Source organism: Vibrio sp. 1CM2L (genome assembly GCF_023161695.1).
Lineage (GTDB): Bacteria > Pseudomonadota > Gammaproteobacteria > Enterobacterales > Vibrionaceae > Vibrio > Vibrio coralliirubri.
In genome coordinates this window covers 594,605-619,346 of record NZ_JALNTT010000002.1, presented here as the reverse complement: position 1 = coordinate 619,346, position 24,742 = coordinate 594,605, and the positions used below count along the sequence as shown (strand labels likewise).

Here is a 24,742-nt window from a genome sequence, read left to right as displayed (position 1 = left end):
GCTGAGTCGGTCATGTTCAATTGGAGTAGAGAGTTAAACCTCTGCCGCGACAACTCGCCCACTGAAGTAGTCATTCGAGACAATGTATTCGGTTGTTCTGGTCAGCTCGTCTTGCAGCTGCGCCCAGTGACATCGGTTGAGCTTACCATCGGAGTTATGAACGGCGGGAACAACGCCACCGACTCGAATACCAAAGGGAGTCAGCTCTTTCGCCCAACTATGGGTAAAGCCAGTGATCATTGAGTTTGCGCTCTCCAAGCCGGACACATCATGAAAGTCATCATGAGATATCACATTCACTATCACGCCTTCTTTATCTTCTTCTCGTAATCTCTCAGCACTGATTTGCCCAAATGCGAACAGGGTCGATGCCATCGACGAGAGATCATTAATAAAGCTACTCACAGGTTGATCGCCAATCAGACTTGGCATTGGGGAGCTTATCCAATTATTGACCAGCACATCGGGTGTAGTGTTGAAGGTGGTTTGAATAAAATCATATACGCTGAGGATCGCTTGGCTGTCATTGCCTTTGAGCGTGTAGTGGTAAACCGAGTCAGAAAAGCGGGCGCACTGTAGATACGTTGCCTGAAGTGCTTCAGTGTCTTTATCACAAAGGATGACGGTGGCTCCAAGGTTAACAAAGTGGTTCGCTATCGTCCCTCCCAGTCGCGAGCCGGCAGATGTCACCAATATGATTGAGCTTTTTATTTCCATCCCAGTACCTAAACAAATCGTCCATGTCGAATAAGGATGGGTTAAATTTCATACAATGGGTGTGAATTGGTTCAAACTAAGGTGCGCCAATTAATAAGTTTTTATGAACTTAGTGGCACGTCACATTTTGTAGTAACTTCAAGCGGTAACCGACATCTGGTGTTTTTAGGCTGCCTAAGGCTAGCGGTTCATATCACTTGTGTGAATATTTTGAAGTGTGCGAGTTAGTCGAAGAATAGCTGTGGAGAGACAGCGAAAAAGGGAAAGGTAGGTGACCGCTATACTTGAGCTTGAATTTGATACTGACGTTGTGCGGTGGTTAGCTCATTGTAGAGCGTAGCATGTGGCAAATCAGGTAAATGCTTGTTTGCGAGCTTGCGTCGGTCATGACCAGAAAGGTTTTGGTAAACCTCTTCGGGTAAGTCGGCCGTATCTTCAGGCATGAAGGCAAGCGCTTCAGGTTTCAAGTAATGGCTGAGCTTGGCACTGGCAAGGCTAGCTTGATGAAAATGATTAGATTGCTGTGCAGAACTCTCATACGACGATTGGTTTGAACGCAGTTGTTGAGGTTCTGCTACGCCAAATTGTTTGCGCAGGCGATCTTCATTTGTCTCTGTGATTTCAATGGTGTCAATTGGCGTGCAATCACGGACATCATTAGAAAACATAGATAACAGCAACGCGAAATCTGCACGGCGACCTTGCTCAACCGCTTGGCTGATCCCGATGCCGAACTTCAGTTCGTTGATGATTCCTGCTTTGTCTAAAGTATGTATTTGCATGCTGCCTCTCATTGGATACACCTTTAACGGCATGGAGTCGGCAAACTTTAGTGTTTAATTACAGGCAAATAGAGAATTTATGCAGGGTAGGGAAGAAAGCTATCAATAGGGCGAGAAGTAAGCGCTATTGGCGGATTTATTACGAAATGCCTAGATTTTGTGGAATACGACAGATACAAAAAAGCTCACGCCGGGGCATGAGCTTTCAATAGATAACTCGCTATAAATAGCGCAGCGTAAGCAATAATTACTTAGCTAGGTTCTCTTCTACGAAAGACCAGTTTACTAGGTTCCAGAATGCAGCCATGTAGTCAGGGCGAACATTGCGGAAATCGATGTAGTAAGCGTGTTCCCATAGGTCAACAGTTAGAAGTGGAGTAACACCTTCTTCTGTTAGAGGAGTAGCAGCGTTAGAAGTGTTAACGATGTCTAGAGAACCGTCAGCTTTCTTAACTAACCAAGTCCAAGAAGAACCGAAGTTGTTGATTGCTGAATCAGTGAATTTCGCTTTGAATTCTTCGAAAGAACCGAATGCAGCGTTGATAGCTTCTGCAACAGCGCCAGTTGGTTCGCCGCCTGCTTTAGGAGCAAGACAGTGCCAGTAGAACGTGTGGTTCCAGATTTGAGCAGCGTTATTGAAAACACCACCAGTAGAAGTCTTAACGATCTCTTCTAGTGTTTTGCCTTCAAACTCAGTACCTGGGATAAGACCGTTTAGCTTAACAACGTAAGTGTTGTGGTGCTTACCGTGGTGGAAATCTAGCGTTTCTGCTGAGATGTGTGGTTCTAGCGCGTCTTTCGCGTAAGGAAGAGCCGGTAGTTCAAATGCCATTGCTCAATTCTCCATTGATATGAAAGAGTTAACTCTTTCGATTGCTTCCAGTGATATTATTATTCATGGCTCGCTATACTGCCAACCATGGTCAATTTGCTGACTTGCGATATAGTTTAGCAAGTTTTTACTTTATTAAAAGCTTATTTCATTACTTTTGTGTGAATTGTTAGCTTAGCTTGTTAACCGCTTTTTTTATATGGTTTTTATTCTTTTAGTTTGGGGTAGAATAAAGGCAATAAAAGCCGTAATCCATTAACGAGGAAGCAATGGAAACTATCGATAAAATCAAACAGCAAATTGAAGAAAACACTATTCTACTGTACATGAAAGGTTCTCCTAAGCTACCTAGCTGTGGTTTCTCTTCTCAAGCGTCTCAAGCTCTGATGGCATGTGGCGAAAAATTTGCTTACGTAGATATCCTACAAAACCCTGATATCCGTGCAGAGCTTCCTGCTTACGCACAATGGCCAACTTTCCCACAACTTTGGGTTGAAGGTGAGCTAATCGGTGGTTGTGACATCATTCTTGAGATGTTCCAAAAAGGCGAACTTCAGCCAATCATCAAAGAAGCAGCGGCTAAAGTTGCTGGCGATGACGCTGAATAAGTTCTAGCCTTTGCGCTGAATAGTTAAAATGAGGGGCCTTAATTAGGCTCCTTTTTTGTTTGAATTGATCGAATCATTGACTCGATAAGGAATGAACAATGAACGTAAAACTTCATTATGTGCATGATCCAATGTGCAGCTGGTGTTGGGGTTACAAGCCAACACTTGAGTTATTGAAACAACAATTGCCTGCGAGCATTGAGTTTAACTATGTGGTGGGTGGTTTGGCCCCGGATTCTGATGAACCAATGTCAGAAGAGATGAAAGGCAAGCTGCAAGCGATTTGGAAGCAGATCGAAGCTAAGCTAGGCACTGAGTTTAACCATGAGTTTTGGACTGAGTGCCAACCTGTTCGCAGTACTTACCCTGCGTGCCGTGCTGTGATTGCAGCTGGTTTTCAAGACCACTACGAAGCGATGCTTGAAGCGATTCAACATGCTTACTACCTTCGTGCGATGCTGCCTCATAGCCAAGACACACATTTGCAGTTGGCTGAAGAGCTAGGTATGAATGTTCAACAGTTTGAAAATGACCTTTCTAGCAAGTTATTGGAAAGTGAGTTAGATGACCAGTTAGGCTTTAAAGAAGCGATGGGAGTATTTTCTTACCCGACCTTAATGCTTGAAGTGAACGGCATCTTTAGTGAAGTTGAATTGGATTACCATTCAACGGAAGCAACGCTTAAGTCTATTCGCGAAATTCTCGTGAGTAATGCTCCCGCTGCATAATTCAGCGAGAGTCATCTGTATTCGCAATGATTTCTAAGGCTTACTCATAAGAGTAAGCCTTTTTTGTTTGGTGTCACTAGTTCAATGAGAGTGAGCGGAAGGAAGAGAGGAATGAATCCCAGAGACAAAAAAGACCGCACGAGGCAGTCTTTATAAAAGTTAGCTTAGGGCTCTTTAACTAGAGAATCTAATTACAGAACCATGGCTGCAATCCAACCGAATACGATCAGTGGGATGTTGTAGTGTAGGAATGTTGGTACTACGGTTTCCCAAACGTGCTCGTGTTGACCATCAGCATTTAGACCAGACGTTGGACCTAGTGTTGAGTCAGAGGCCGGAGAGCCCGCATCACCAAGTGCTGCAGCTGTACCTACTAGAGCGATCGTTGCCATTGGCGAGAAGCCAAATGCTGCCGCTAGAGGAACGTAGATAGTCGCAAGGATTGGAATCGTTGAGAACGAAGAACCGATACCCATTGTTACTAATAGACCAACGATGAGCATAAGCAGTGCTGCTAGAGGCTTGTTGTCGCCGATGCTTGTTGAAAGTGCTTCAACCAAAGATTCAACGCCGCCAGTTTGCTTCATTACTGCTGCGAAACCTGCCGCTGCAATCATGATGAAACCGATCATTGCCATCATGTGAACGCCCTTGGTGAAAACATCTTGTGTCTCTTTCCAAGCAATAACGCCACCGAAGGTAAATACCATGAAACCCGCTAGAGCACCGATGATCATAGAACCCGTCGACAGTTGAACTGTTAGCGCAGCTACGATACCCGCTGCTGCAACTAGGATGTGCTTCTTGTTGATCTCTTTCACTTCTGTTGAAACAACCGTGTGAGAGGTTTCTTTGTATTGGCGAGGCTTACGGTAAGTAAAGAATACTGCAGTAAGAAGACCGAAGATCATGCCTGCTGCTGGTAACAACATTGCCATAGGTACTTGGCTTGCTACAACGTTTTCAAGACCATTGTCGTGAAGGTTTTTAAGCAGGATGTTGTTTAGGAAGATGCCGCCAAAACCAATCGGTAACACCATGTAAGGTGTAATCAGACCAAAAGTAAGTACACACGCAACTAGACGACGGTCTAGGTTCATTTTTGCGAATACGCCTAGTAGAGGTGGGATTAAGATTGGGATGAAGGCGATATGTACTGGAATCACGTTTTGCGAAGACATGGTCACTAAGATCAACGACGCAAGCATGCCGTATTTAAGACCAGTCGATGCTGCACTGTTCTCTTTGCCGTGAATGCGTTTGATAACACTTTGAGCAAGGAGATCTGTGATACCAGAACGTGAGATAGCAACAGCGAATGTACCAAGCATAGCGTAGCTAAGTGCAATCGTTGCACCGCCGCCTAATCCACTTTCGAAAGCCGCGACTGCGTCGTTCAAGCTCATACCAGAGGCTACGCCACCGATAATTGCACTGAACGTCAGAGCAACGACTACGTTTACACGCATCAAAGCTAAAACAAGCATGATGCAAACTGAAATTACAACAGGATTCATATTATTCTCGGGATGTTGTGTTTTTTATGAAGGCAATACGAAAAAACGTTTACCGACTCTATTTTTTATTCTTCGTCAACAAGAGGCCAACCACCAAGGGCTTTCCATTTGTTTACAATGCCGCAAAATAACTCTGTGGTTTTTTGCGTATCATACAAAGCAGAGTGTGCTTCTTTGTTGTCAAATTCCATCCCTGCAGTGCGGCAAGCTTTAGCCAAAACGGTTTGACCGTAGGCAAGACCACTAAGAGCTGCAGTGTCAAAAGTAGCAAATGGATGGAAAGGGACGCGTTTAAGCTTACAGCGCTCACTTGCCGCATTAACGAAGTTCAAATCGAATGTAGCGTTGTGAGCAACCATGATTGCGCGACTGCAATCTGAAGCTTTTTGTTCTTTTCTCACTAGCTTGTAGATTTCTTTAAGGGCTTCTTGTTCCGACACAGCACCACGTAATGGGCTAAATGGGTCTTTAATTCCGTTAAAGTCTAATGCTGCCTGCTCTATATTTGCGCCTTCAAAAGGCTCAATGTGAAAATGAAGCGTTGATGCAGGGTGCAGATCTCCGTTCTCATCCATTTTTAATGTAATGGCACAGATTTCTAATAATGCATCGGTTTCAGCGTTAAACCCTGCGGTTTCCACGTCGATGACCACTGGAAAATAGCCGCGAAAGCGTTTTTTTAGGGTCAGAGCTTCGTTTTCTACAGTCATGTTAGCCCAAATAAGTGTGATTAAGGCTGCATTATTGCAGATAATAGCAGTGATAAAAACTAGGGAAGGGCAATAAATCATAAATTACCTAACCCATTACGGCTTGATAATTGCATATTTAAACGTGAGAGAAAAATGCGGCAATTGGCTGCATTGTTAAACGAATTGCTTAAGAGATACTCCACTTTATGAAGAAACAACTCATAACAGGTTCAATGCTATTTTCGCTACTTGTGTCGTCATCGGTCATGGCACAAGAAAAGCGTTACGGAGCATCTCCTCAACAGTCGACGTGGGAGATGGTGGCCAACACGCCACTAGAATGTCGCTTGGTTCACCCAATTCCAAACTTTGGTGATGCTGAGTTCTCATCTCGCGCGAGTAAAAAAATCATTTTGGACTTTGAGCTTAAAATGCGCCGCCCAATGGGTGCGACGCGCAATGTAAGCTTGATCTCTATGCCGCCACCTTGGCGTCCGGGTGAAAGTGCTGATCGCATGACAACCATTAAGTTCTTCCAGCAATTTGACGGCTATGTCGGCGGTCAAACAGCTTGGGGCATCTTGAGTGAATTGGAGAAAGGGCGTTATCCGACATTCAGCTACCAAGAGTGGCAGAGCCGAGATCAACGTATCGAAGTGTCGTTGTCGTCAGTGCTATTCCAAGAAAAATACAATGTGTTCAGTGACTGTGTTGCTAACCTGCTGCCTTACAGCTTTGAAGATATCTCTTTCACTATTTTGCATTACGACCGCAACAGCGATCAGCTGAATAAATCGTCGCGTAAAAGGCTGAGCCAGATTGCCGATTACGTTCGCTATAACCAAGACATCGACCTTGTGCTGGTGGCAACGTACACCGACTCTGTCGACAGCAAAGGTATTAGCCAAAATCTTTCAGAGCGCAGAGCGGAATCGTTAAGAGAATACTTCAAATCCCTAGGCCTGCCAGAAGATCGTATTCAAGTACAAGGCTATGGTAAGCGTCGTCCGATTGCAGACAATAACTCGCCAATTGGTAAAGACAAGAACCGACGTGTTGTGATCTCTTTAGGTCGTACACAGGTTTAAGCTAAACAATTGCTCGTTTGAAATGACAAAGCCCGTCTTGATGACGGGCTTTTTTATGTTTTAGATTTGGAGTCGTTGTTTGGACGTAACTCGTTTAGTTCAAACGGAAGCGGGCGATCATTTCACAGTTGGTCGCGGTATCGATCTTTTCCACCATAGAGGCAATTTTAGGGTTTGGGTGGCGTTTCATGAAATCGATCAGCGCTTTCTTACAGCAACCAATAGAATCGATAAAGCTTGAACATTGAGTATTAGGGCACTGAGGGATCAGTGTGAGTACCTTTTCGGAAGCCAGTTGAAGATACTTGAGCTCGTATTCAGTGTCGCCAGCCCAACGCCAGAATTGAGCAAGATTGTGGCAAGAAATCACCGAAATCAGTAAGCGTTCATCGGCTTGAATATCGGTGCGTTCTGTAATTTCTTCACTTAAGTTCAAAGCCTGCTGATAATGAAGAATACTTCGTACAGGATCGTCGAGTTGCAATGCAGTATCGGCAAGTAACGTGTGTTTTTCCCATTCGCTAATCATTGTATTACCTCATTAATCAATAGGTGGTTAATTTAAATGATAATCATTATCATGTAAAGTTTCATCAATGAGATTGTTAAGAATAATTGGTAAAGAATATCGATTATGGTGAGAGTGATAAAAAAGAAGCGAGCATAGTGCTCGCTTCTTTTTTCATTTCTTCAGGCGTTCAAACCCAACTTCTCAAAGAGGTCAAGGAATTAACCTTCTAGACCTGCGCTTGCTTGTTTGTTCTGAATCAGCTCAATCATGTAGCCATCAGGATCTTTAACGAACGCAATGTGTGTAGAGCCGCCTTTAACCGGACCCGCTTCACGCGTTACGTTGCCGCCAGCTGCTTTAATCGCATCACACGTTGTGTAGATGTCATCAACACCGATAGCAACGTGACCAAAAGCAGAGCCAAGATCGTATTCCGTGGTGCCCCAGTTGTAAGTCAGCTCAATCACTGCGCCTTGAGATTCGTCGCCAAAGCCAACGAAAGCCAGTGTGTATTCGTACTCTTTGTTTTCGTTCTTACGTAATAGCTGCATGCCCATTACATTGGTGTAGAACTCGATAGACTTGTCTAGATCACCCACGCGTAGCATGGTGTGTAAAATACGACCGTTTGACATGATTTGCTCCTAGCTTGTTATTGGTTGTTTCTTTTATAGCACTATATATGAGCAAGCTCATAAGCAACACCAAAGAGATGATGAGTTTGGTCATATTTTCTTATTCTCATCATCTATCTTACTCTCTCCCCTCTATCTTTTTCTTATTTGTATTACAAGAAAATAAAAGTCGACGGCCTTCTTAATTTGTCCGTCACTAGCACCTCATTTGAAATTTTGCATAAATAGTAAGTTTGAGTGTTGGTCTTTTTTGTAATGGCCAAGAATAGCCTTGGTTATTGAATTGTGATTTTTATATCCATCTTGTTACTGATAATCCTTCATTTTTACAATTATCATCTAACTTTCCATTTTATCAATTTATGATTACGCCAATATCTCCCTGTTTATAGAAAGGTTATTCCGATGCTTCACTTCGGCATTAAGGAATTTTCGATAAAATACGCTAATAACTAATGGTTTTTACGAAAATATTAGAGGTGTTCATTTTTTGTACTTGTTTTTATTAAGCAATGACCTGGCTTTGTATTGTTTGTTTTGTGTTTGATATTTGTGGTGGTTGTGTTTTTAAAGTGGTTGTCAAGTGTGTGTTAAGTGTATCTTTTACGATCTTTGCTAAATAGACAATCCTTACTATATAGTTTTTCAAACGCACTAAATCGACTAAATATTCATTTTTGATTTGTGCGATTTTTCTATCACATAAAAATAAGTATTATTTTATTACATTAGCCTCGGTGTGAGGCATTGATGTGGAGTACTCAAATGACGAGTAAATGGTTTACACAACAAAGTTCAGATGTTTTAAACGAACTGAACGCAGATCAAACGACAGGTTTATCAAGTTCTGAAGCGGATGCACGCTTAGAGAAGCACGGCACTAACGAACTGACTGCACAAGAGTCAGCTTCTGCGTGGGAACTGTATATTCATCAATATAAAAACCCACTGATTTTTATTCTAGCTGTTGGTGCAATCGTTTCTTGGTCTACTGGCCACGCGATTGATGCTATTGCTATTGCAGTGATTATCCTTATCAATACTGGTATCGCGTTCTGGCAAGAATTTAAAGCTCAGAAAGGGATGGAAGCGCTAAAAGAAATGGCAGCTCCAGAAGCCGAAGTGATGCGCGATGGTAAATGGATCAGTGTTCCAGCGAAAACCCTCGTTCCTGGTGACATCATCAAAATTAATACTGGCGATATTCTGCCTGCTGATGTTCGTATTCTTGAGTCAAACCGTCTGACGGTAGATGAGGCTGCGCTGACCGGTGAATCTGAGCCAGTGAATAAGCAGTCTGAACGCCTTGAAGATGAGACCCTTGGTCTTGGCGATCAGAAGAACATGGGCTTCATGACAACAATCGTGACTACAGGTACAGGCCTTGCTGTTGTAACAAGCACAGGTATGCAAACTGAAGTTGGTCACATCGCTGATATGATGAACCAAACGGAAGAGACGAAAACACCAATGCAAGAGCGTATGGACACCATCGCACTCGCATTATTGGTTGTTGCTCTTGTGGTTGTTGCTATTGTTTGTGCTATCGGTGTTTACCACGGTATGCCATGGTTAGAAATCCTAACAACAGGTATCTCTTTATCGGTTGCCGCTATTCCTGAAGGCTTACCAACGGTGGTTACTATCGTATTAACGATGGGCTCGACTAAGATGGTTAAGAATAATGCTTTGGCTAAACAGCTAGCAGCAATCGAAACGCTTGGTTCTACAACCGTTATCTGTTCAGATAAAACCGGTACGCTAACACAAAACCAAATGCAGGTAATGAAAGCGTACGATGCGTCTGGTCGTTACTGGGATGTATCAGGTAAAGGTTTTGATCCTAAGGGTGAATTCATTACCAAAGGTCACGATGTCGAGGCGACAAACAGCCCTGCAATGATGAAAGGTCTTGTAGTTGCAACGCTTTGTAACGATGCTGAATATGTAAATGCTGATGGTAAATGGACGGTTCGTGGCAACCCGACAGAAGGTGCACTAATTGTTGCAGCTGCAAAAGCAGGTCTTAAACAAGATGAAATGCTATCAACGGGTGGCTACTCAATCGTTAAGAAGTTCCCGTTCGATTCTGGTCGTAAGATGGCTTCTGTTATCGTTCGTGACCCACAAGGTAAGCACTTCCTAGCATTGAAAGGTGCGCCAGATGTTGTTCTTGGTAAATCAACCAGCTTCATGGTTGACGGTGGTTTCGTACCAACGGTTGGTTGTGAAGTTGCAGGCAACTTGGCTCTCGATACCGCACCGTCTCAAGATCTTCATTTAAACTTTGAAGCGGCAATCCAAACCTTTGGTGGTGATGCTCTGCGTACACTTGCCGTTGGTTTCCGTGAATTAAAAGAAGAAGAGCTGGAGTTAGATTTCCCTGAGCTTGAAAAAGACGTCAGCATCCTGGGTATCTATGGCATCATGGATCCACCACGCCCAGAAGTGCGCGATGCAGTAAATAGCTGTTATAGCGCTGGTGTTCGTACGGTAATGATTACCGGTGACCACGCAGTCACGGCAGCAGCGATTGCTCGTGAAATCGGAATCATCCGTAGCGAAGACGATCTAGTGGTAACGGGTGCTGAGCTTGACCAAATGGATGATGAGAAGCTTTTGTCTATCTGTTCTCAGGTTGCAGTATTTGCACGTGTTACTCCAGAGCACAAGCTGCGTATCGTAAAAGCGCAGCAAGAGAACAACGAAGTTGCCTCTATGACCGGTGACGGCGTGAACGATGCGCCAGCACTGCGTCGTGCAGACATTGGTGTTGCGATGGGTATTACAGGTACGTCTGTTGCGAAAGACTCAGGTGACCTTATCCTGTTGGATGATAACTTCAGTACTATCGTGAAGGCGGTACGTCAGGGTCGTCAAATTTTCGATAACCTACGTAAGTTTATCCGCCAAGCACTTACAGCGAACGTGGGTGAGGTTTCGGTAATCCTATTTGCATTCCTACTCATGGGACCAGATGTAGTACTTCCGCTAACTCCACTAATGATTTTATGGGTTAACCTCGTTTCTGATGGTCTACCAGCACTCGCACTCGGTGTTGAGCCAGAAGAGAAAGATCTCATGGAGCGTAAGCCAGGCAAACGTGACCAAGGCTTCTTCTCTAATGGTCTAGGCGCTCGTATCCTAACTCGTGGTCTCGCATTAGGTGGTCTGAGCTTTGTGACATTCTCTTACGCACTCGACGGTGGTTACAGTGCTCAATACGCACAAACCGTTGCGTTTTTAACACTGATCTTTGCTCAACTTTGGAGCTTGTTCGATGCACGTACGTTTACAACTATTTATCGTAAGAATCCGTTCACTAACCACTACCTACTTGGTGCGGTGGCAGTATCGGCTATCTTGTCTTTAAGCGTTGTGTACACAAGCTTCGGTCAGCTGGTATTCAGCACAGAAGCGCTAGAGTTTAATCACTTAATATCGTTAATCTTCATTGCAGCAGTACCAACATTTGTTCTATCTGCTATCAAAGAAGTGACTAAAGTGAAGTTTATCTAAGACAGACTTCTTAGCTAAATAATTGAATCCCGCCATCAAAGGCGGGATTTTTTATGCCTGTTATCTTGGGAACGCAGAATTAGAAATGAAAATTGATGTAGAGGCGGATTCTAGAGAGTGGCAATAAAAAAGCAGCGCTTTAAGCGCTGCCGTGTTGATTAATTGTTGTGAACAGAAAGACTAATCTTCGCTCTTTTCTTTGAACTCACAGAGATCTTCAATGATACAGCTGCCACAGCGTGGTTTACGTGCGACACAGGTGTAACGTCCATGAAGAATGAGCCAATGGTGGACATCCAGTTTGAATTCTTTTGGGATAACTTTAAGTAGTTTTGCTTCGACATCGTCGACGGTTTTACCCATCGCTAGCTTAGTGCGGTTTGATACACGATAGATGTGGGTATCAACGGCAATCGTTGGCCAACCGAATGCGGTATTTAACACTACGTTTGCTGTTTTACGACCAACACCTGGAAGGGCTTCTAATGCAGCGCGATCTTCCGGTACTTCACCATTATGTAAGTCAAGCAGCATACGACACGTTTTGATGGTGTTTTCTGCTTTTGAATTAAATAGGCCGATGGTCTTGATGTACTCTTTTAAACCATCAACACCTAGGTCGAAAATTGCTTGCGGAGTGTTGGCTACAGGGTACAGCTTATCCGTCGCCTTGTTCACGCTGACATCGGTTGCTTGTGCAGACAATAGAACGGCAATCAGCAGTTCGAATGGGCTGTTCCAGTTAAGCTCAGTCTCTGGCTTTGGATTGTTTTCTCTTAAACGCTCAAGTATTTCTACTCGTTTTACATTGTTCATAGCGACATTACTTTCAAATAGTTAGGGCATGAAGCTTGGATTGCTTCTGCTTTATCATCGGTTACGCGCTCTTATGAGCGTCATTATTATATGTACTGTTTAGATCTGATTTTCCCCGCTGAGTGGTTGAGCTAACCCAGCGAGGTTTAAGCTAATTTAACTTATTAGGCATTGGTAACGCGAGCGCGTTCAATGACTGGTTTTTCTTGTTTTGGTTGTCTAGATTTTGCTTGGTTATCGATGATGTTTTTCAAAGCAATTAAGAAACCAACACCAATAAAGGCACCCGGTGGAAGCAGGGCTAACAAGAAGCTGTTATCAAATTGGAATATCTGGATTCGTAACACAGAAGCCCAGTCACCAAGCAGCAGATCTGCACCATCAAATAGAGTGCCGTTACCAATAATCTCACGCATCGCACCTAACACGACCAATACTGACGTCATGCCTAGACCCATCCAGAAACCGTCTTGAGCCGCTGGTAGCACTTCATTCTTTGAAGCGAAGGCTTCCGCACGACCAATGATGATGCAGTTGGTCACGATCAGCGGGATGAAGATACCCAAAGAGAGGTAAAGCCCATAGGCGTAAGCGTTCATCAGCAATTGAACACACGTTACTAGCGAGGCAATGATCATTACGAATACTGGGATACGCACTTCTTTTGGTACGTGGTTACGAACCAAAGAAACAGAAACGTTTGAGCCGACCAGTACAAGCAAGGTAGCAATACCTAGCCCAAGTGCGTTAGTGACTGTTGACGATACAGCCAGCAGCGGACATAACCCAAGAAGTTGCACTAGGGCAGGGTTATTGGCCCACATGCCATTTTTGATCAGTGTTTTATGGTCACTCATTATTCACCACCACAATTTAGAGGTTGAGCAAGCAATGCTTGGTTGTTTTGGTTAACGTATTGAACCGCTTGTTTGACTGACTTCACGACCGCTCTTGGTGTGATGGTTGCGCCAGTAAACTGGTCAAAGTCACCACCGTCTTTACGAACCTTCCAACGGTCAAGATTAGAATCTGTTACTTGTTTGCCTGCAAACGAAAGAATCCAATCACTCACACGCAAATCAATCTTATCACCCAAACCTGGAGTTTCTTGGTGAGAAAGCACGCGAGTACCTAAAATAGTACCGTCGATCTTCATTCCAACAATCACTTTAATTGCGCCGTTGTAGCCGTCTGGGGCAATCGCTTCGATCGCAATCGCACTCGGCTCACCATTGATTTTAGCAATGTAAGCCGGCATCGCTTGCTCAGTTCCAAGCTCTTCTGCTTGAACCAAAGTACAAGACGAAAACAGTTCGTTATCGTGCAGATCATGTGGGATCACTTGATTAAGAACAGACAGTAACTGAGCCTGTTCTTGTTGTTTGATCTGATCTTTGGTTAGGTAGTGAGTTACCGCGACCAAACCCGTCGAAGCACACGCAAAGATCGCGAGTACAAGGCCGTTTTTCTTAATTGCATTTAGCATGGTATCCGCTCCCTTAGTGGCCGTATGTACGAGGTTTGGTGTAGTAGTCAATCAGTGGAACGCACATGTTGGCTAACAATACAGCAAACGCCACGCCATCAGGGAAGCCACCCCAACTGCGGATGATAAATACTAAACCGCCGATTAGAGCACCAAACACTAAGCGACCTTTGACTGTCGTGGATGCTGAAACGGGGTCGGTCGCAATGAAAAATGCGCCGAGCATAGTCGCACCAGACAATAGATGAATGGTCGGTGATGCGGTCTCGCCAGGAGTGAACATCAAGAACACTAGGCTAAATAGGGTCAAGCTGCCCAGAAACGCGACTGGGATATGCCATTGAATCACGCGTTGCTTAATAAGCACCAAGCCACCAACAAGGTAAGCAAGGTTTACCCATTCCCAACCCACGCCAGCTAACCAGCTAAATTGAGGTTGAGATAGAGCTTCAGACGCTGTGTTGCCTGCCGTTAATGCGGTTTTGAAGGCATCGAGTGGCGTCGCCATTGTGGTGCCATCAATCCCTAAACGAGCTTGCTGTAGAGATAATCCTTCATTATTGAAACCTGTAAAGATCATCAAGAATGAGTCAACAAAACTGGTTGTTTCAGCCGTTAAGCTCGCGGGAGCATTCCAACTGGTCATCTGAACTGGGAACGAGATCAGCAAAACAACGTAAGCGACCATCGCTGGGTTAAATGGGTTTTGCCCAAGTCCGCCGTATAGGTGTTTCGCGATGACAATTGCGAAGAACATACCTATCACTAGAATCCACCACGGAGAGTGTGGAGGAATCGCGACACTGAGTAGCCAAGCGGTGACAACAGCACTGTAGTCACGTAGCGCCATCACTGGCGGACGCTTTCTTAGCAGCATGATTGCCGCTTCAAAGGTAATCGCAAGTGCGATAGCAAATACTAACTGGATGAGCGTACCCCATCCGAAGAAGTAGGTTTGAGCTAGTAGACCTGGCAATGCACAAATAGCGACCCATTTCATCAGATCTGGGGTGCTTCTACGACTGTGTGCGTGCGGTGAGCTGGCGATAAAGAAGGCCACTACTCTTTCTCCTCATTATTCTTTTTATCTAGCTCTTGCTGTGCTTTTCTTGCTTTAGCACGAGCAATAGCGGCAGCAACAGCTGCTTTCTTAGGATCGACTGGTTCTTGTTGAGTTTCAGCCTTTAGTTCAACTGCAGGTTCAGCCACAGATTCAGGCGTTTCTGCTGACTCTTCCTGTTTCGCTTGTTGTGCTTTTCTTGCTTTAGCGCGAGCGATTGCGGCAGCAACAGCAGCTTTCTTAGGATCGACTGACTCTTGTTGAGTTTCAGCTTCAACCTCAATCACTGGCTCAGGAGTTTCTACCGTTTCGTCTTGCTTAGCTTGTTGAGCTTTCTTGGCTTTAGCGCGAGCGATTGCGGCAGCAACAGCAGCTTTCTTAGGATCGACTGACTCTTGTTGAGTTTCAGCTTCAACTTCAATTACTGGCTCAGGAGTTCCTGCCGTTTCGTCTTGCTTAGCCTGCTGTGCTTTCTTCGCTTTAGCGCGAGCAATAGCGGCAGCGACAGCATCTTTCTTAGCGTCGCCAGAGCTTTCAGCTGGAGCTTCACTTTCGGTCTGAGCAGCTGATTCCGCTTGTTGTGCTTTCTTGGCTTTAGCGCGAGCGATAGCTGCAGCAACGGCGTCTTTCTTAGCATCGCCAGTACTTTCAGCTGGGGCTTCACGTTCGGTTTGAGTCACTAACTCCGCTTGTTGAGCCTTCTTCGCTTTAGCACGAGCAATAGCCGCAGCGACAGCATCTTTCTTGGCATCGCCAGTACTTTCAGTCGGAGCATCAGAAGCTGATTCTGCTTGTTGAGCCTTCTTCGCTTTAGCACGAGCGATAGCTGCAGCAATAGCGTCTTTCTTGGCGTCGCCAGAGCTTTCAGTTGGAGCGTCAGATGTTGATTCCGCCTGCTGAGCCTTCTTCGCTTTAGCACGAGCAATGGCCGCAGCGACAGCATCTTTCTTGGCATCGCCAGTACTTTCAGCCGGAGCGTCAGAAGCTGATTCCGCTTGTTGAGCTTTCTTCGCTTTAGCACGAGCAATGGCCGCAGCGACAGCATCTTTCTTGCCATCACCTGAGCTTTCTGCAGGAGTATCAGCGGCTGCTTGTTGTGCCTTGCGCTCTCGAGCTTGACGTTTACGTTCTTCACGCAATTTCGACATTTCAGAGTTGTCTGGTTCAGCGCCATCCGCTTTCTGAGCCGCAGCTTGTTTCGCTTTTGCCTTAGCAATCGCAGCAGCTACCGCAGGTTTCACGGCTGGTTCTGCATTAGGTGTTTGGTCTGCCGCGGCTTTTTGCGCTTTAACGCGAGCAATCGCAGCTGCAATCGCATCATCACCATCGGCTGATTTCATGTCTTTACGACGGTTGTCAGCAGCTTTCTTGAAGCGGTTTTCACGCTCGGCTTTGTCACGCTCCATACGAGCGTTTTTCTCTTCGAAACGAATCTTGGCGCGCTCGGCGGCTGTCGCTTCGTCTTTTCTTGTTTTGATTTCGGCTTTCGCTTGGCGATAGTACTGAACAAGAGGGATCTCACTTGGGCAGACAAAGGCACAAGCACCACATTCAATACAGTCTTTAATATTCAGCTCTTCACACTTATCCAACTCGTTGGCTTTGGCATGCCATTGCAGTTGTTGAGGAAGTAGAGACGCAGGGCAAGCTTCAGCACACGCGCTGCAACGAATACATTCCATCTCGTAAGTGCTTGGTGAAATCTCACGACGCGTTGGCGCTAAAATACAGTTCGACGTTTTAGTGATTGGCACATTGGCATGCGGCAAGGTAAAGCCCATCATCGGGCCGCCCAAAATCAAACGCGGCAGTTTTTTATCGGCTTTGTAGCCAAACTCTTCTAGTAACTCGTGTACTGGTGTACCTAATAGTGCCCACACGTTACGAGGTTGCTTAAAGGTTTTACCGGTTAAAGTCACCACGCGGTTAACCACGGGTTCACCGTCGATTACCGCTCTCTTAATTGAGTAAAGAGAGCCGACGTTTTGAACCAAAACACCAATATCTGCGGGAATGCCGCCAGCCGGAACCTCTTTGTTGGTGAGGATCTTGATCAGCTGTTTCTCACCACCAGAAGGATACTTAGTTGGGATAACACGAATGACGATATCTTTGTCTTTCGCTGCAATCTCAAGTGCCTTTATCGCGTCTGGTTTATTGTCTTCAATGCCGATAACCGTCAGCTTTGGTTGAAGAATGTGTTCAACCACTTCGATGCCTTTTAATACTTCGTCGGCATGTTCTTGAAGCAACTTGTCATCAGAGGTGATGTAAGGTTCACATTCCGCAGCATTGACGATCAAAATGTCGGTACGACCTAAGCCTGATTGAAGCTTCTTAGCCGTAGGGAAGCCTGCGCCGCCCATGCCTGAAATACCAGCTTGGCGAATCACATCAAGCAGTTCGTCAGAAGTCTTTGTCGAGAAATCTTCAACTGGATTTTTTTCAATCCAAGTGTCTAGGCCATCAGGTTTAATAACCACGCACATTTCGCTCAAACCTGAAGGGTGAGCGGTAGTTCGCGGTTCGATAGCGGTAATCACACCCGATGTTGGTGCGTGTACTGGCAAAGTAAAACCTGTATCTAAGGCCGTAAGTTGCTGACCTTTTAACACAGTGTCGCCAGCAGCAACCAATAGGTTACCCGGCTTACCGATGTGCTGTTTCACAGGAAGAACGATTTCTTCTGGAAGCCTTGCATGGACGATATCAGTAGTATTCGACTGTTTCTTGTTTTCAGCAGGGTGCACGCCGCCAGGGAAGTTCCAAATAGAGCCCGTGCGAATTTGTTCAATTAAAGAGATCATACTAACCCTATGCTTTAGGCTCTGACGCAGTCGCATCAGTCGCTTGGTTAGTGATATCAGTAACAGGAATGATGTTCATCTGCCATTTCCAATTTTCAGTCGTTGTTGCCACTGGAATCATTTCAATACAGTCAGTAGGGCACGGTGCGACACATAGATCACAACCTGTACATTCATCTTTAATTACTGTGTGCAGTGCCTTGGTGCCACCAACAATGGCGTCAACAGGGCAGGCCTGAATACACTTGGTACAGCCGATACACATATCTTCGTGAATGAAGGCAACGGTTTTTACTTTGTTATCTAAGTCATGAGCGGAGTCTTCAACTTCTACGCCCATTAAATCTGCTAGCTTCTCAATGGTTGCTTGGCCGCCCGGAGGACATTTGTTGATCTTGTCTCCGTTAGCGATCGCCTCTGCGTATGGGCGACAACCAGGGTAGCCACACTGGCCACATTGAGTTTGCGGTAAAATGGTGTCGATTTGATCGACGATAGGATCGGCTTCAACTTTAAAACGGATAGAAGCAAAGCCCAAAATAGCGCCAAAAACAGCGGCTAAAACGGCTAGCGCAATGATCGCAATTAAAATGGTACTCATGCTTATTTCACCAACCCAGTAAAGCCCATAAATGCCAGAGACATTAAGCCTGCTGTGATCATCGCAATCGATGCGCCTTTAAATGGCATTGGAACATCAGCAACCGCAATACGTTCACGCATCGCAGCAAATAGGATCAATACAAGAGAGAAACCAACCGCTGCGCCGAAACCATAGATGATCGACTGAATGAAGTTGTGGTTTTCATTGATGTTCAGAAGTGCCACACCTAATACCGCACAGTTGGTGGTGATAAGAGGCAGAAAGATACCCAGCAGGCGATAAAGAGTCGGGCTGGTTTTGTGAACGACCATTTCCGTAAATTGAACAACCACCGCGATAACCAAGATGAAACTCATGGTACGCAGGTATTCAATACCCAGAGGGGTAAGGATGTAGGTTTCTACTAGGTATGCAGAGACCGACGCTAACGTTAGAACGAAAGTCGTCGCGAGGCCCATGCCAATCGCAGTCTCCAGTTTCTTGGAGACTCCCATAAATGGACATAGTCCTAAAAACTTCACTAGCACAAAGTTATTGACCAGCACTGTGCCAACCAACAACAAAAGGTATTCGGTCATAATGGATTAATTCTTGAGATTCCGATCCCGATATTATCCTGCTTTGCTCACCTAATAACAACCAAGGATCACTAGGGATTTAGACACTTGGTGAAAAAATCAACGGGTAACCGTTTGATTAAGATGGATCAGGTTAAGTATAGGTGGGTATTTGCGGGGAATGAAAAATAAGATTAACTCAATGATAACTCATCGAATCAATCCTACTTTCTTTGTTGTAAAAAGTGTCGAGGAACGAAATGACTTAGTTTTTGTGACCCTGAGCTTTCTCAATTAATGTTTCGAACAGAGGCTCTGCGCACCAAAATTGGCATAAATAGCTTATGTTCCGGGTGCTCTTTTGGCTCGTCACTTGCGAGTTGCAGAGAGAGCTTAACCGCTTGGTTAGCCATAACTTGGATTGGATAACGAATGGTGGTCAATCGAGGGTAGATGAAGCGAGCAATGTGGCCGTCATCAAACCCAATAACTGACATATCTTCTGGAATACGAACGCCATTTTCTTGTAATAACGCCAAACAGCCTGCTGCCATGTAGTCGTTATACGTGGCAATGGCAGTGATATCTGTGTTTTTTGCCATTAGGTTAACCATGGCTTGCTCACCGCCTAGCTCGTCAGGCTCACCATATTCGATGTACTCATCGTTCGATTCAATACCGTGATCTTTCAATGCATCTAAATAGCCACCTAAGCGATCGTGAGCATCTTCAATATCGTGACTCGAGCAGATGTAGCCAATGTGCTTGTGGCCGTTTTTAATCAAATACTCAGTCGCGATGTAAGAGCCGCGGCGGTTGTCGAGAGCAATACAGCGGTTTTCGATATCGGGAACAATACGATTGATCAGTACCATTCCGGGCACTTCATTCGCTAGCTTAACCAATTCTTCGTCGCTAATGCCTTTGCTATGAACCACGAGTGATTCGCAGCGGCTGTTGATCAGCAAGTTAATCGCATTACGCTCTTTGGTGGCGTCATGGTAGCCACTGCCAATCAGTAACTGCTTTTCTTGCTCACTTGCCACGGTATCAATGGCTTTGATCATCGAGCCGAAGAACGGGGCAGAAACATCATTAACCAGTACACCAATCGCGTTTGAAGATTTGCTGACCAATGCACGGGCGTTGGCATTTGGGCGATAGCCGAGTTTTTCCATAGCGGCTTTTACCGCCGCAATTGCGGTTTCACTGGTGTGAGGTGCATTGTTGATTACTCGAGAGGTGGTCGCGATTGATACGCCTGCTTCCTTCGCAACATCTTTAATGGTAGCCATTCCGCTCTCTTATTCTGAATATAATGCTGTGTGCTGGTGGTTGGACATTTAACAACGGATAGTTAGGCAATTCAAATGCTAAACATCAAATATGACGAGGTTTGATGGTTTATTTTTTGTTGGCTGACTAGTTTGAAAATAAAAAGCCAAGCTCTAGATTTGAGCTTGGCTTTTGAGTCACATTGGCGTGTGGACTGTTGTCGTTTGAACTGCTGTCGCGTGAAGTAAGGTAATCACAGGTAACCCAAAGTAATAGAGAACCAAGTGGCTTTAGAGCAAACCACTTGGCCTGAATCTACTTACGATGCGCTGGTTAGCGTAACCTGATAACGATATTGATTGTCGGTGAGTTGAAACTCTTGGTGAACACTTGGACTCCAAGAATCATCACCACCAACGCCCATATGTTGGTGATCAACGCGTACATAGATTTTCTCTTCACGAGTCAGGTCATTGGTATGCTTAGCATCCGTTAATTGTTGCTGGCTATACTGACTCACACTGAATGAAAAATCGCCTTCGATCCCGATATTTCCCACATTCAAGTTTTTGGTTCCGCAACGTAAACCGCTATCGGTTGGGAATATATACGGCGTGTGCATCTGATCCAGTGTCTGACTGTGTAAACCGAATCGAGCAGCAGCCAAACGGTCTGGATAGTTTTCAAAAGGACCTAATCCCTGCCACGAAACCGGAGTTTCATTGGCTGTTTCGATGGGTAAAGGTAGCTCCACCTCAAGGCCAATGCGCGGCATCGGTGGTAAGTGATCAGCTAAGTTGACATCAACCGCGATATTCATTTCACCTAGGTTATTTAAGGTGTATTGCCATTTTGTAATCGCTTGGATTTGGCCATTAAATTGGTAGGCGAATACTGACGTCACTTGTACTGAGTCTGCGAGTGCTTGCACGACACAACTTGTACACTGACGTTCCCATTGACCAATGCCTGCAAGTTCCCAGCGACAAGCCCATGCATTTGGGTCGATGTTGTCTATCTCACTGATACCAATATCGTTATCAAGTGGTGCGCGATAGAAGTTATCGACAGGTGCCTTGATAACTTGCGGTTGTCCATCAACGATCCAGTGGGTCAACAATCCACTCTCTGTATCCCATTGCCATTGATGTGTTTCATCTAGGCTAGACACGACCACTTTATTGTCTTGCTGATTTAACTGAGGAGCCAAAGCATTTGCAGTGCTAGGGAATTGCAAGCCTGCATAGTTACGTAAAGCAAATTGCTCCGTCGCACAAACATGGCCTTCTTCTGCCCACTTGGTTGAATGAATCAGAGTAATATCGGTGTTGAGATGATATTCGGCTTGTGCTTTTGGCGTGAAAGCAAGGTCAATGACCAGCTCTTGTTTACTATCTTCAGCAACGGATAAGACGTGTTGCCCAGATTGAGTCACGACGCCATTTTCGAGCAATTGCCAGCGTAAGATTTCATTGTCAGTCGCTCGGAACAGGTTTTCATTGGTCACCGTTAGGCGGCATTGATCTTCAGTTTGCTCTGCTAACGTCACATTGATCATTCTCTGGCAGTATTTCGCCTCTTCCAAGGTCGGATGTACGCTGCGATCTGGGAAGATCAAACCGTTGATGCAGAACTGACGGTCGTTGATGATGTCGCCAAAGTCTCCACCATAAGCCCAGAAGTGTTCACCGTTCTCATCCCACTGGCTTAACCCTTGATCAACCCAATCCCAGATGAAACCGCCTTGTAGGCGAGGGTATTCTCGGAATGCATCCCAGTAATCATTAAAGCTACCTAAACTGTTACCCATTGCGTGTGCGTATTCACAAAGAATAAGCGGACGTTGCTCGTTAGGCAGAGAAACCCACTTCTTGATAGACCATTTTGGAACGGCATCGTCTTCGATAGTGCTGTTAACGCGTGCGTACATTGGCGCAATGATATCGGTAGCTGTGGTATTTGAACCACCGCCTTCATACTGTACCGGGCGAGAAGGGTCGTATTGTTTCGACCAAGCATACATCGCATTGTGGCTGCTACCGTGCCCTGACTCGTTGCCCAAAGACCAGATGATGATAGAAGGGTGGTTCTTATCACGCATGACCATTTGCGTGTAACGACTCATATAAGCGTGTGCCCATTGCGGATCCGCAGACAAGCGATTCATCGGCTGCATGCCATGGGTCTCGATGTTCGCTTCATCACACACGTATAAACCGTATTCGTCACACAGCTCGTACCATCGTGGGTGATTCGGGTAGTGCGCGGTGCGCACAGCATTGAAGTTGTACTGCTTCATTAGACAGATATCGCGGATCATGTCTTCTTCTGTCATCACATGCCCCAACTCTGGGTGATGTTCATGACGGTTGACGCCGCGAATCAATAGTGGTTTGCCGTTTAGCTTTAGCTGACCGTCTGTCATTTCGACTTTACGGAATCCAACTTGATAAGCTTCACTTTCTATGTGGTTACCTTGCCTATCAAGCAATGACACGACAATTCGGTAAAGGTTAGGGACTTCTGCGCTCCATTTCTTCGGATCTCGAACATGAAGAGTTTGGAATACCACATCATCGTAGGTGCCACGCTCGTCAATTCGTCGATTATGCGGGCGATCGATATGCGGCTCAGTCACTGCGTTTTCACCGTCAAACAGTTGAACCTGGACTTGGTAAGTGTCTGGTGCCGTAATTTTGGTGACAATAGACAGTGAGCCATCGCGATAGCATGCGTCTAAGTCCGGCGTAACGAACACATCTTCAATGCACTGCTTTGGTTTAGCTAGCAAGGTCACATCACGGAAAATACCGCTTAGCCACCACATATCTTGGTCTTCTAAATAGCTACCATCACACCAACGTATCACCATAACAGACAGTGTATTATCGCCAACAGTTAGATACTGAGTTAAGTCGAACTCGGCAGGTAAGCGGCTATCTTGGCTATAACCAACCCAATTGCCATTACACCAAAGATGAAAAGCGGAATTGACGCCATCAAAGATAATACGTTGGGTGTTCTTTAGGTCATTTTTAGTCAACGTAATTTGAGTGCGGTAACAACCGGTTGGGTTTTCTGCCGGAACAAACGGTGGGTTAACTTCAAATGGGTATTTTACGTTGGCGTAGATAGGTTTATCGTAGCCTTGCATTTGCCAGTTCGATGGTACCGTAATCTCATCCCATTGTGAGTCATTGAAACTTGTTTCGATAAATTCACCGTCAACTTGTTCAGGTGCATCAAAGTATTTGAACTTCCATTGTCCATTAAGAGATTTACGTTGTGACTCAATGCCGTCTCGAGCGTGCTTAAGGTTGCGGTAGCTTGATAATGGGCTGTGCGCATTAAGGCAGTGGATATTCACAGACTGCGGGTTTTCCCAATCGCGTCTTTGGATGATGTTTGAAAATGCCTTCATGGTATTCCTACTCTTAAAGTGTTCAATATGGGTAATCATTCTATTAAGTCATCGGTTTTTTAAGCCGTGATGACCGTTATCAAATCGTTGGTTTTGCGTATTGTTCTGTTGGCTTGTTCAGCTATTTAGCGAGCTGTTTTAATAAATAATCTTTTGCTTCGGGCATGCCCTGTGCGGCCGCTTGATTAGCAATAAATGCGGCTTGTTTGATGTCATTGTTGTTTAGGGCTTGGTCAATGTCCTTTTGGATATTCAACCATTGCGCCTTGTGATTGGTTTCAACTGTCTGAGTTGATGCTTGAGAAACTTGCGTTGAACCTATGGTTTCGGGCTCATTGTTGGATGAAACGCCAAGCTCAGCCAATAGGGTCAAAACCGCACTGTTTGTTGATTGGCTCGCCGTAACATCAATGACACCTACGCTGCTGAACGTGGCAGTCAACGGCAGTTGCTTATTGCCAATAATCTGCTGAGATTCTGAATACAGATCTTCAGGATGAATTCGATTGATGGCGCTATCTAACTTAGTGCTATCGGCGCTGACCACAATAAATTGCGCGTTGTCTCGTTGAGGTTCGAGTGCAATTGATGCTTCAATTCTTTCTAACCCTTGCATCGCTGTCGGGTAGTAAGTGAAGTCGTTAGTGCTGTATTGACCAAGCAGTCGCCATTGTTTGTCGAAGATATAAATAGACGGCGCGAAAAGCGCATCATTTTTAATGTATGAACGAATGAGTAAGGACAGCGATTCTGTCGTGTCACTGATTTGGTACGCGATGGTCGGAAAGCGTTGCCTATCCGCTTGTGTATTGTCATTTAACAATGAAGAGGAAAGGGTCGGTAAATGACCGTCCATAATCACTTGTTGGTGGAATGGAACAGACAATTGCGTCATTGGCAGCGCACTTAGCTGAGAACAGCATGCACTGTCATTGAAATCAGTCTTAAGTTCCTTTTCAGGTATTCCGCTGCATGCGCTAACGGTGAGTGCCGCGACAATGGTCATCAATGATTTTAATTTCATCTGATTGCTACCTTAGTAAAGGGGAAAACATCGGCTTTCCCCGTTAAATTGCTATTCCAGTGT

General features: G+C 45.2%; 21 protein-coding genes. 4 read left to right on the top strand and 17 right to left on the bottom strand.

The features are described 5' to 3' along the window. Nucleotides 1–33: 33 nt before the first annotated feature. The 3 genes from MSG34_RS07840 to sodB all read right to left on the bottom strand — a co-directional run bounded on the left by MSG34_RS07840 (nucleotide 34) and on the right by sodB (nucleotide 2,331). Nucleotides 34–717, bottom strand: a complete 684-nt coding sequence (locus MSG34_RS07840; RefSeq protein ID WP_048611559.1) for an SDR family oxidoreductase — start codon at nucleotides 715–717, stop codon at nucleotides 34–36. Nucleotides 718–995: 278 nt separating this feature from the next. Continuing rightward, nucleotides 996–1,499 (bottom strand): VC2046/SO_2500 family protein, encoded by a 504-nt coding sequence (locus MSG34_RS07835; protein ID WP_282449672.1) that lies wholly within the window; start codon nucleotides 1,497–1,499, stop codon nucleotides 996–998. A 247-nt stretch (nucleotides 1,500–1,746) separates the two neighbouring features. Then, on the bottom strand, nucleotides 1,747–2,331 hold the full coding sequence (sodB, locus tag MSG34_RS07830; RefSeq protein WP_004734050.1) for a superoxide dismutase [Fe]: 585 nt from the start codon (nucleotides 2,329–2,331) through the stop codon (nucleotides 1,747–1,749). A gap of 269 nt (nucleotides 2,332–2,600) precedes the next feature. Here sodB and MSG34_RS07825 point away from each other — a divergent pair, with 269 nt between their 5' ends. Together MSG34_RS07825 and MSG34_RS07820 are read left to right on the top strand one after the other, a co-directional pair. Next, a complete protein-coding gene (locus MSG34_RS07825; RefSeq protein WP_004741702.1) occupies nucleotides 2,601–2,939 on the top strand; it encodes a Grx4 family monothiol glutaredoxin in 339 nt (112 codons plus the stop codon). Between the two features lie 98 nt (nucleotides 2,940–3,037). Continuing rightward, nucleotides 3,038–3,667, top strand: a complete 630-nt coding sequence (locus MSG34_RS07820) for a DsbA family protein (protein WP_048610518.1) — start codon at nucleotides 3,038–3,040, stop codon at nucleotides 3,665–3,667. Nucleotides 3,668–3,858: 191 nt separating this feature from the next. Here MSG34_RS07820 and MSG34_RS07815 read toward each other — a convergent pair whose 3' ends face one another. Then, nucleotides 3,859–5,184, bottom strand: coding sequence for a Na+/H+ antiporter family protein (locus MSG34_RS07815; RefSeq protein ID WP_029235135.1), 1,326 nt, complete (start codon nucleotides 5,182–5,184; stop codon nucleotides 3,859–3,861). 65 nt (nucleotides 5,185–5,249) lie between these two features. Next, on the bottom strand, nucleotides 5,250–5,894 hold the full coding sequence (gene rnt / locus MSG34_RS07810; RefSeq protein ID WP_017061178.1) for a ribonuclease T: 645 nt from the start codon (nucleotides 5,892–5,894) through the stop codon (nucleotides 5,250–5,252). 188 nt (nucleotides 5,895–6,082) lie between these two features. On the opposite strand from rnt, the gene MSG34_RS07805 reads away from it, so the two are divergent. Further along, nucleotides 6,083–6,964, top strand: a complete 882-nt coding sequence (locus tag MSG34_RS07805; protein ID WP_017063457.1) for an OmpA family protein — start codon at nucleotides 6,083–6,085, stop codon at nucleotides 6,962–6,964. Nucleotides 6,965–7,058: 94 nt separating this feature from the next. Here the strand turns inward: MSG34_RS07805 and MSG34_RS07800 are convergent, their stop codons facing one another. Together MSG34_RS07800 and gloA are read right to left on the bottom strand one after the other, a co-directional pair. Then, complete coding sequence (locus tag MSG34_RS07800) at nucleotides 7,059–7,493, bottom strand: DUF2753 domain-containing protein (protein WP_004734047.1); 435 nt, start codon at nucleotides 7,491–7,493, stop codon at nucleotides 7,059–7,061. Nucleotides 7,494–7,693: 200 nt separating this feature from the next. Then, on the bottom strand, nucleotides 7,694–8,110 hold the full coding sequence (gene gloA, locus MSG34_RS07795; RefSeq protein WP_004734046.1) for a lactoylglutathione lyase: 417 nt from the start codon (nucleotides 8,108–8,110) through the stop codon (nucleotides 7,694–7,696). Between the two features lie 765 nt (nucleotides 8,111–8,875). On the opposite strand from gloA, the gene MSG34_RS07790 reads away from it, so the two are divergent. After that, a complete protein-coding gene (locus MSG34_RS07790) occupies nucleotides 8,876–11,629 on the top strand; it encodes a cation-transporting P-type ATPase (RefSeq protein ID WP_248336931.1) in 2,754 nt (917 codons plus the stop codon). A gap of 180 nt (nucleotides 11,630–11,809) precedes the next feature. On the opposite strand, the gene nth is transcribed toward MSG34_RS07790, so the two are convergent. The 10 genes from nth to MSG34_RS07740 all read right to left on the bottom strand — a co-directional run bounded on the left by nth (nucleotide 11,810) and on the right by MSG34_RS07740 (nucleotide 24,679). After that, a complete protein-coding gene (nth, locus tag MSG34_RS07785; protein WP_048610522.1) occupies nucleotides 11,810–12,445 on the bottom strand; it encodes an endonuclease III in 636 nt (211 codons plus the stop codon). A gap of 164 nt (nucleotides 12,446–12,609) precedes the next feature. Next, nucleotides 12,610–13,302, bottom strand: a complete 693-nt coding sequence (locus MSG34_RS07780; protein ID WP_012603531.1) for an electron transport complex subunit E — start codon at nucleotides 13,300–13,302, stop codon at nucleotides 12,610–12,612. After that, nucleotides 13,302–13,931: an electron transport complex subunit RsxG gene (gene rsxG / locus MSG34_RS07775; protein ID WP_012603532.1), complete on the bottom strand. Its 630-nt coding sequence runs from the start codon at nucleotides 13,929–13,931 to the stop codon at nucleotides 13,302–13,304. Before rsxG ends, MSG34_RS07780 begins: the two co-directional genes overlap by 1 nt. A 13-nt stretch (nucleotides 13,932–13,944) precedes the next feature. Further along, the gene (rsxD, locus tag MSG34_RS07770; RefSeq protein WP_048611567.1) at nucleotides 13,945–14,991 is read right to left on the bottom strand and encodes an electron transport complex subunit RsxD; all 1,047 of its coding nucleotides are present in this window, start codon (nucleotides 14,989–14,991) and stop codon (nucleotides 13,945–13,947) included. After that, a complete protein-coding gene (rsxC, locus tag MSG34_RS07765) occupies nucleotides 14,991–17,798 on the bottom strand; it encodes an electron transport complex subunit RsxC (protein ID WP_248336930.1) in 2,808 nt (935 codons plus the stop codon). The genes rsxD and rsxC overlap by 1 nt, the downstream gene beginning before the upstream one ends. 7 nt (nucleotides 17,799–17,805) lie before the next feature. After that, nucleotides 17,806–18,399, bottom strand: coding sequence for an electron transport complex subunit RsxB (gene rsxB / locus MSG34_RS07760; RefSeq protein ID WP_004734040.1), 594 nt, complete (start codon nucleotides 18,397–18,399; stop codon nucleotides 17,806–17,808). Nucleotides 18,400–18,401: 2 nt separating this feature from the next. Then, nucleotides 18,402–18,980, bottom strand: a complete 579-nt coding sequence (gene rsxA, locus MSG34_RS07755; protein ID WP_004734039.1) for an electron transport complex subunit RsxA — start codon at nucleotides 18,978–18,980, stop codon at nucleotides 18,402–18,404. A 269-nt stretch (nucleotides 18,981–19,249) separates the two neighbouring features. Then, nucleotides 19,250–20,254 (bottom strand): substrate-binding domain-containing protein, encoded by a 1,005-nt coding sequence (locus MSG34_RS07750; RefSeq protein WP_048611573.1) that lies wholly within the window; start codon nucleotides 20,252–20,254, stop codon nucleotides 19,250–19,252. A gap of 299 nt (nucleotides 20,255–20,553) precedes the next feature. Further along, nucleotides 20,554–23,655, bottom strand: a complete 3,102-nt coding sequence (locus tag MSG34_RS07745) for a beta-galactosidase (protein ID WP_248336929.1) — start codon at nucleotides 23,653–23,655, stop codon at nucleotides 20,554–20,556. 121 nt (nucleotides 23,656–23,776) lie between these two features. Continuing rightward, on the bottom strand, nucleotides 23,777–24,679 hold the full coding sequence (locus MSG34_RS07740) for a MalM family protein (protein ID WP_248336927.1): 903 nt from the start codon (nucleotides 24,677–24,679) through the stop codon (nucleotides 23,777–23,779). Nucleotides 24,680–24,742: the final 63 nt, after the last annotated feature.